Annotated in this window: 8 protein-coding genes; 2 read left to right on the top strand and 6 right to left on the bottom strand. The window is 71.6% G+C overall.

The genetic code is table 11. The features are described 5' to 3' along the window. Positions 1–29: 29 nt before the first annotated feature. Together BZY54_RS17560 and BZY54_RS17555 are read right to left on the bottom strand one after the other, a co-directional pair. Positions 30–560 (bottom strand): DUF488 domain-containing protein, encoded by a 531-nt coding sequence (locus BZY54_RS17560; protein WP_086726140.1) that lies wholly within the window; start codon positions 558–560, stop codon positions 30–32. Between the two features lie 33 nt (positions 561–593). Further along, a complete protein-coding gene (locus tag BZY54_RS17555) occupies positions 594–803 on the bottom strand; it encodes a hypervirulence associated TUDOR domain-containing protein (RefSeq protein WP_086726139.1) in 210 nt (69 codons plus the stop codon). Between the two features lie 384 nt (positions 804–1,187). Between BZY54_RS17555 and BZY54_RS17550 the strand changes: the two genes are divergently transcribed. Beyond that, the gene (locus BZY54_RS17550; RefSeq protein WP_086726138.1) at positions 1,188–2,324 is read left to right on the top strand and encodes a PP2C family protein-serine/threonine phosphatase; all 1,137 of its coding nucleotides are present in this window, start codon (positions 1,188–1,190) and stop codon (positions 2,322–2,324) included. A gap of 365 nt (positions 2,325–2,689) precedes the next feature. Here BZY54_RS17550 and BZY54_RS17545 read toward each other — a convergent pair whose 3' ends face one another. Then, positions 2,690–3,655: a GlxA family transcriptional regulator gene (locus BZY54_RS17545; protein WP_086726137.1), complete on the bottom strand. Its 966-nt coding sequence runs from the start codon at positions 3,653–3,655 to the stop codon at positions 2,690–2,692. Positions 3,656–3,775: 120 nt separating this feature from the next. Between BZY54_RS17545 and BZY54_RS17540 the strand changes: the two genes are divergently transcribed. Continuing rightward, positions 3,776–4,087: a cupin domain-containing protein gene (locus BZY54_RS17540; RefSeq protein ID WP_086726136.1), complete on the top strand. Its 312-nt coding sequence runs from the start codon at positions 3,776–3,778 to the stop codon at positions 4,085–4,087. Between the two features lie 21 nt (positions 4,088–4,108). Here the strand turns inward: BZY54_RS17540 and BZY54_RS17535 are convergent, their stop codons facing one another. The 3 genes from BZY54_RS17535 to BZY54_RS17525 all read right to left on the bottom strand — a co-directional run bounded on the left by BZY54_RS17535 (position 4,109) and on the right by BZY54_RS17525 (position 6,649). Further along, the gene (locus tag BZY54_RS17535; RefSeq protein ID WP_244217203.1) at positions 4,109–4,474 is read right to left on the bottom strand and encodes a hypothetical protein; all 366 of its coding nucleotides are present in this window, start codon (positions 4,472–4,474) and stop codon (positions 4,109–4,111) included. A 183-nt stretch (positions 4,475–4,657) separates the two neighbouring features. Beyond that, positions 4,658–5,245, bottom strand: coding sequence for a protoglobin domain-containing protein (locus tag BZY54_RS17530; RefSeq protein WP_208640684.1), 588 nt, complete (start codon positions 5,243–5,245; stop codon positions 4,658–4,660). 441 nt (positions 5,246–5,686) lie between these two features. After that, positions 5,687–6,649: a nitronate monooxygenase gene (locus tag BZY54_RS17525; protein ID WP_086726135.1), complete on the bottom strand. Its 963-nt coding sequence runs from the start codon at positions 6,647–6,649 to the stop codon at positions 5,687–5,689. Positions 6,650–6,733 lie beyond the last annotated feature (84 nt).

The raw sequence follows: 6,733 nt of genomic DNA, 5'->3' as shown, positions 1-6,733 counted from the left end.
CCGTGGTGGCACTCGGCTCCTGAGCGCGGTCAGGAGGGGCCGGGCGGGTAGATCAGATGCCCGTTCCGGACCCGGGCGCGCTTGTCGAGGACCGCGGGCTTCGTCGTCGTCGGCGACATGATGTTCTCGACCTCCGCCCCCGCGGCGATCAACGCGTCGGTGATCAGCCTGCGATGGCAGCGCCAGGGCACCGCCTCGCTGCACATGATCGCCGGCCTTTCGCGCTCGGCCAGTTCGAGGAGTTCGTTCAGGCCCTCCGCGAATTCATCGCCCGCCATGTAGTCGGCGTAATCGCGGAAGGCCTTGACCTGCCATGCCCCGTTCTCGCTCGGCACGCCCTTGGGAGTGTGCCGTCGGCCGCCCAGCTTCGGAATCCACCGGTATTCGATATCGGGAGGCAACGCCTCGGCGATCGCCGACTGGTTCCATTGCGGGAACTTCCGCGACGACGGGAAGGACCGGACATCGACCAGGCAGGTGATCTCGTTGCTCCGCAGCATCTCCAGCATCTCGTCGAAGTCGCGTGTCGAATGCCCCACCGTACAGATACGGTTCGTCATCCTGCTGCCTCGTCCAGGTCGCCGATCGTCGCTCTACAGTTTCGTCAGCGCACCCCCCTTGTGCATGGCGACATGATCGGTCCTGTCGCTCTTGATCTCGTACTGCGGGTCGCTCTCAGTGCAATGGCGCACGTGTCCCTTGTACTCCACGTCGTGCGTGTGCTTCTTGATGATGACGCCTTGGACGTATCCGGCCTCGGAGTTCCATCGGACATGGTCTCCGACGGCGAACTGCTTCGTCATTCCCGCTCCTTTCGCCGCCCGACACCTACGGAGCGACGGAACAGGCCGGCTTTACGAGTGGCCCCCGGGCGCTACCCACTCATGCTCCCACGCGGCCGCGGTGACGGCAGGGCGGTACGGCCTTCGGTGAGCGGCCGGGCCACGTACCGAAGCCATGACGGCACCGACAAGCCGGTCCCCGTCGGCACGGCCATGACGGTCTACGGGGTGGAAGCTGCTCGGACGCGCGCACACCGGCAAGGACGGCCGGGGTCCGTCCGGACACCGGCCGTCGGGGAGGGACCCGGTGACGCTCGAGCGTGGTCAGGCCCTCCCCACCCCCGCTCCGGGAATGCCCCGCTGCCGTGAACGGTCCCTGTCCGGCGAATGGGGCACATTGGAGACATGCGGTACCTCACCCGCGTACGGGCACTGTGTCACTCCAGTCATGCGCTGGCGGCCATTCCCGTCGGGCTGATCTTGGTGATCACCGTGGCGGACATCCACTCGCCGGAGAACGTCCACCTCGGACCGCTGCTCGTCGTGGCTCCCGCCATAACCGCCTCCTTCGGCGGCCCCCGGCTGACCGGACTGATCGGGGCGATCGCGGTGGCGGCCCAGGTCCTCATCGCCGTGCTCCACGGCGGTCTGACCACCACCAACCACATCTCGCAGATCATCGCACTGGCGATCCTCTCGATCTTCGTCGTCTTCGTCTGTTTCGTCCGTGACCGGCGCAAGGAGGAGCTGGCCCAGGTGCGGTCGGTCTCCGAGGCCGCGCAGCGGGCCCTGCTGCGCCCGCTGCCCCACCGCCTCGGACCCCTGCACATCGCGTCCTCGTACGTGGCCGCCGAGAGGGAGGCGTGCATCGGCGGCGATCTGTACGCGGTGGCCCATGGCGACCGGCGCACGCGCCTGATCATCGCGGATGTCAGGGGCAAGGGACTGGGAGCGATCGGGCAGGCGGCCATGCTGGTGGGCGCGTTCCAGGAGGCCGCCCACCATCACCCCACACTGCCGGCCCTCGCCGAAGCCCTGGACGGCAGTGTCCGCCGCTACCACTCCCAGCTTCCCGAGAGAGACGAGGAGGCCCTGGAACACTTCGTCACCGCGCTGCTGCTGGAGGTTCCCGATCACAGCCCAGTCGCCCGGATGATCGACTGCGGCCACCCGTCGCCCTTGCTGATCAAGCGGGGCCGGGTGACAGATGTCGCCAGTCCCCGCCCGGCGCCTCCGCTGGGCCTGCACGGACTGAGTCCCGACGCCTACGTCTCGCATCCGTTCATGCTGGAGGCCGGGGACACGCTCCTGCTCTACACCGACGGCGTGATGGAGGCGCGCGACCTCAGACGGGATTTCTATCCGCTGCAGGAGCGCGTCACCCAGTGGACCAAGAGCACTCCCGAGGCGCTCGTCCAGCGCATTCGGCGCGATCTCCTGACCTACTGCGGCGGAGCGCTCGGCGACGACGCAGCCATCGTGGCCCTCCGGCGCACGGACGAACGGCCCACCACCGGGCTCCACATCGGCGCCGCCGACTGAGACACAGGCGGATGCACCCCAGCCCGTTGCCCTCCGTCTCATGCGATCCATTCACGCCGTTCACCGCTCCTCGCCCGGGCACCGCGGCGGTGGAGAGGACGGTGCGTCGCCGCCTCGACGGGGAGGGTGCACCAGGTGGTCTTCCGGCCGCGGCCGTCCCCGCGAGCGCCCCGGGCCGACGCGATCGCCTGCACGAGGTACATGCCACGGCCCCGCTCCTCCCCGGGACCCGCGCCGTGGACGACGGGCTGTGTCACGGAGCATCTGGGAGATGACACGCGACGCCAACGCCTGCACCGGCGGGCCGTCGAAGTGCGCGGACATCACGCAGACGCCGTACCGGTCCTCGAAGATGTCCGCCGCGTTCACCGGCTGAACGGTCCCGCGCCCTGTCCTTGCCGGCGGCCGCGGAAGGTGCGCCGGTAGCTCGTGGGAGTGGTGCCGGTGTCCCGGGCCAGGTGGAGGCGCAGGTTGGTGGCCGTGCCCAGGCCGCAGAGCCGGGCGACGTCCTCGACGGGAAGGTCGGTGGTCTCCAGCAGAAGCCTGGCCTTGTGAAGGCGTTGCGCGGTGAGCCAGCGCAGTGGGGTGGTGCCGGTCTCGGCGGTGAAGCGCCGGGCGAAGGTGCGGGGCGAGACCGCTGCCCGCCGGGCGAGGTCGGCGACCGTCAGCGGCTCGTGCAGGCGCTCGAGCGCCCACTCGCACACCGGGGCCATACCGGTGCCCGCCGCGGGCATGGCGCGGCGCACGTACTGGGCCTGCCCGCCCTCCCGGTGTGCGGGCACCACCAGACGGCGGGCGAGCTCGGCCGCGACCTCGGCCCCCTGGTCCTCGCGCACCAGGTGGAGGCACAGGTCGATCCCGGCGGCGAAACCGGCACTGGTGAGCACGGGGGCCTGGTCGGTGTAGAGCACGTCGGCGTCGACGTCGACCTCCGGGTGACGGCGGGCCAACTCGTCCGCGTCCATCCAGTGCGTGGTGGCCCGTCGGCCGTCCAGCAGCCCGGCCGCCGCGAGCGCGAACGCTCCCGTGCACACCGACACGGTGCGCGCACCGCGGGCCGCGGCGGCGCGCAGGGCGTCGGTGACCTCCCGCGGCGGCGGGGCCAGCGGCAGGTAGCCGGGCACGACCACGGTGTCGGCCTCGGCGAGCGCCTCCAGACCACGGGGCGCGACGAGGTCGAACCCAGTGGTCGTCGCCACGGGACCCGGGACGGGGGCGCAGAGCGTGAACCGGTAGCCGGCCGGCGCGCCCGAACCGCCGAAGATCTGGGCGGGTATGGCGAGGTCGAAGGCGACCACCCGGGGAAGGGCGAGAGCCACCACATGATGCATGGCAGCAATCTTACGGAAGACGGCATTGCTGCCACTGGTACGGGCCTGCCCGGCCGAGCGAGAGTGGGACCGGCCCGCTCGGGCCCATGACCGTACCGTCCCTCGTGCAGGAGCCGTCCCATGCGTTTCCTCGATGCCGCAAGCCACACCGCCGACCGCCCCTGGGGCGCCCTGGACCTGGTGGAACTCGACCACGCGACCGTGCGCCTGCACTGGACCGACCAGCCCTACGTCTGGCACGTCAACGACGGTCCGGAGGTCTTCGTGGTCCTCGACGGCGCCATCGACATGCACTACCGGCGCGACGGCGCGGAGCACGTCGAGCGGCTCGTGCCCGGACGCGTCTGCTGTGTCGAGCCGGGCGACGCACACGTGGCCCACCCCGTTCCCGAGGCCCGGATCCTGGTCGTGGAACGCAAGGACAGCGTGTGACCGGGCGCCCTCGAGGGCCGATCAGGGCTTGGGGCAGAGCGTCTCACGCAGTCCGATGTCGATGTGAGCCCCGTCGTCGTCGGTCAGCGTGACGCCGTCGTACGAGAACCGCAGGGCAGCGTTGTGGTCCGGATTCGTGGCGCCCCGGGCGAGGGCCGCACACTGGATGCGCGCCGCGCCGATGGCCTTGTCCTCGTCGGCGGTGAGTCTGGCGTCGACGTCACGGATCGCACCGAGGACGGCGGTCCGCCCGGCGCCGGTGGGCTCGGGCGGAATACCGGCGGCCTGCCCGGCGGCGCTCCGGCCGGCACCGAGGGTGCCGCTCTGCCTGGCGCCCGTGGTGCCGGCCGGCCTGCCGGGCTTGTCGGCGCTGTCGTGCCGGAGCACGCAGCCAGGCCGAGCACGGCGAGAGTGATGACGACGGCGGTGCGCCGGATGCCCATGGTCCCCCCGGAACTTGTGGTGTCGGCTGGACGACGTGGGGGCCGGGGTGCCCGGTTCCGGCCCTGGCGCTTCCGCCGACCATGGCTCTCGCACGGCGGTCCCGACACCGGCCGCGGAAGCGGGCGTTCACCAGTCGTCGGGCGAGGTGTAGGCGCGGGCCCAGAGGGTGACGTGCAGGATGACCGCCTTCGTCCACGCGGCGTACATGCCCTCGACCTCGGCCGGGGTGTGGCCGTGTCCCTCGAGGAAGGGCTTGGTGGCCAGGATCAGAGGCGCCGTGAAGGCCAGCAGGTGGCGCAGTGGGATGTGGTCGGGGGAGCCGGCGCCGTCGGTGCGGTTCTTGGCGGCCCGCGTGTGACGCAGCCCGATCTCGTGCTGGTAGTCCAGCCAGTCCTGGTCGTACGGGCGGGTGCACACGTCGCTGATCCACCGCACGAAACGCGGCTTGGACGCGGCCGAGTAGGACGGATCGGGTCGTCCGTCCGGGTGCGCGGAGTAGACGGCCAGGTGCGGCTGCTCCGCGATGAGTCCCCGCCAGGCGTCCACCATGGCCTCGGCCTGGGGGATGAGCACCTTGGCCGCCATGCGCAGACAGCGCTCGTCCTCGCTGGTCAGGCCCACGCTTCGGAGCAGCTCCGCCAACTCGGCCGGCCTGACCGGTGAGCGGGCCGCCTGCTCGGTGCCGTAGGTGTAGCCGAAGGGTTCTTCAGACACGAGGTTTCTCCGTCGTCCGGTGTGTGTGGCGGGCCAGGGCGCGGTGTCGGTACTGGGGGTGGACAGCGACGGGGTCTTGGTGCAGGCGGTGTGCACGAGCCGCAGGCGATGGCCGGCGCCGTCAGGCCGCCGGTCCGGGACGTCGCGAGCCGAGTGCCCCACCGCGAGGCCGGTTGCGCGGCGCAGGAGGCGGCCGGCATCAGCGCGGCGACCGCACCGAGCAGCGCCGGTGTTCTCGGCCTGGTCGGGGACTCGAGTTCGCTGGTTCTCCTCGACGTACCGCATGGGCACACCGTAGAGCCGCAGCACTTCGGCCCCCGCCGAAGTCTGCGCACCCCGGCGGGCCGAGGACGGCACCCGGCGCACCTGAGATCCACGCCCGGCCCCTGGAAGGTCCGGGGAGGAGGACAGCCGCTGCGGACGGACCGGGCCGTTTCCGGCTCAGCGACCTCCGGCGCGGTCCAATGCGCTACGGGCCCCGGCAGCCAGGTCGGCGACGAGGTCGGCCGCCCGTGGCAGGTCGGTGACGAGGTCGACGGCCTCACTCGCCCATACCGGGAGCGGGGGCACGTCGCCGCGTGCCACGTCGGCCTGATAGGCCAGACGGGCCTTCGCGGGGTCCGCCGCGAGTTCTGCTTCCCGGCCCCGCCATTGCTCGAGGTACGGGTGCCCGAGGGTGCGAGCCGTGTACTTCGACGGCCACCGGGAGCTCCGGGCGATGTCGAGGATGCGGTTGCGCTCCGTGTCCTGCCCGCGTCCCTGGACGAGTGCCGTCGCGATCGAGGGATCGACGAGAGCCTCGGCGGTGGCCTGGAAGCGAGTCCCGATGAGTGCTCCCGCGGCGCCCAGGGCCAGGGCGGCGGCCACGCCGCGGCCGTCCGCGATCCCACCGGCCGCCAGTACCGGTACCGGTTCCGCCAGATCCACCACGACCGGCACGAAGGGCAGCGTGGATCGCCCGTCGCGAGCGCCGTGCCCACCGCTCTCGGTGCCCTGCGCCACGATGACGTCGGCACCCAGGTCCACCGCCTGCCCGGCTTCCTCCAGGTCGGTGACTTGAATGATCACCGCCGCTCCGGCCTCACGGACGCGTTCGACGAACGGGCTCGGGTCTCCGAAGGAGAACATCACCGCGCTGGGGGCGTACTCCAGAGCCTGCTCGACCGCGTCACCGTTGACCGCCCAGGTCTGGAAACCGACACCCCACGGCCTGCCCGCACCCGCCACGACGGGCAACTCGCGCGCCAGCCAGTCCGGATCCCCGCCGCCGGCGCCCAGCAGCCCGAGCCCGCCACCGCGCGAGACGGCCGCCGCCAGCGCCCCGCCGGCCGATCCGCCCATGGGAGCCGACGCGATCGGGTGCCGCACACCGAACAACTTCGTGAATGCCGTCGACAAGGTCATGACCCCATCATTCTCCTCGTCGGTGCGCAGGGAAGGCGGCGCGGCGGCGCCGGATGCTGCGGAGGGGCGCCGGGTCCACCGCGG

It is taken from the genome of Streptomyces carpinensis, assembly GCF_002154505.1.
GTDB classification, from domain to species: Bacteria; Actinomycetota; Actinomycetes; order Streptomycetales; family Streptomycetaceae; genus Streptomyces; species Streptomyces carpinensis.
The sequence above is the reverse complement of the archived record's forward strand: the minus strand, read 5'-3'. Positions and strand labels throughout refer to the sequence as shown.

Bases quoted from the DNA above. Each gene is read 5' to 3' on its own strand.
- BZY54_RS17560 (WP_086726140.1), bottom strand. From the start codon at position 560: ATGACGAACCGTATCTGTACGGTGGGGCATTCGACACGCGACTTCGAC.
- BZY54_RS17545 (WP_086726137.1), bottom strand. From the start codon at position 3,655: ATGCATCATGTGGTGGCTCTCGCCCTTCCCCGGGTGGTCGCCTTCGAC.
- BZY54_RS17550 (WP_086726138.1), top strand. From the start codon at position 1,188: ATGCGGTACCTCACCCGCGTACGGGCACTGTGTCACTCCAGTCATGCG.
- BZY54_RS17540 (WP_086726136.1), top strand. From the start codon at position 3,776: ATGCGTTTCCTCGATGCCGCAAGCCACACCGCCGACCGCCCCTGGGGC.
- BZY54_RS17525 (WP_086726135.1), bottom strand. From the start codon at position 6,649: ATGACCTTGTCGACGGCATTCACGAAGTTGTTCGGTGTGCGGCACCCG.
- BZY54_RS17555 (WP_086726139.1), bottom strand. From the start codon at position 803: ATGACGAAGCAGTTCGCCGTCGGAGACCATGTCCGATGGAACTCCGAG.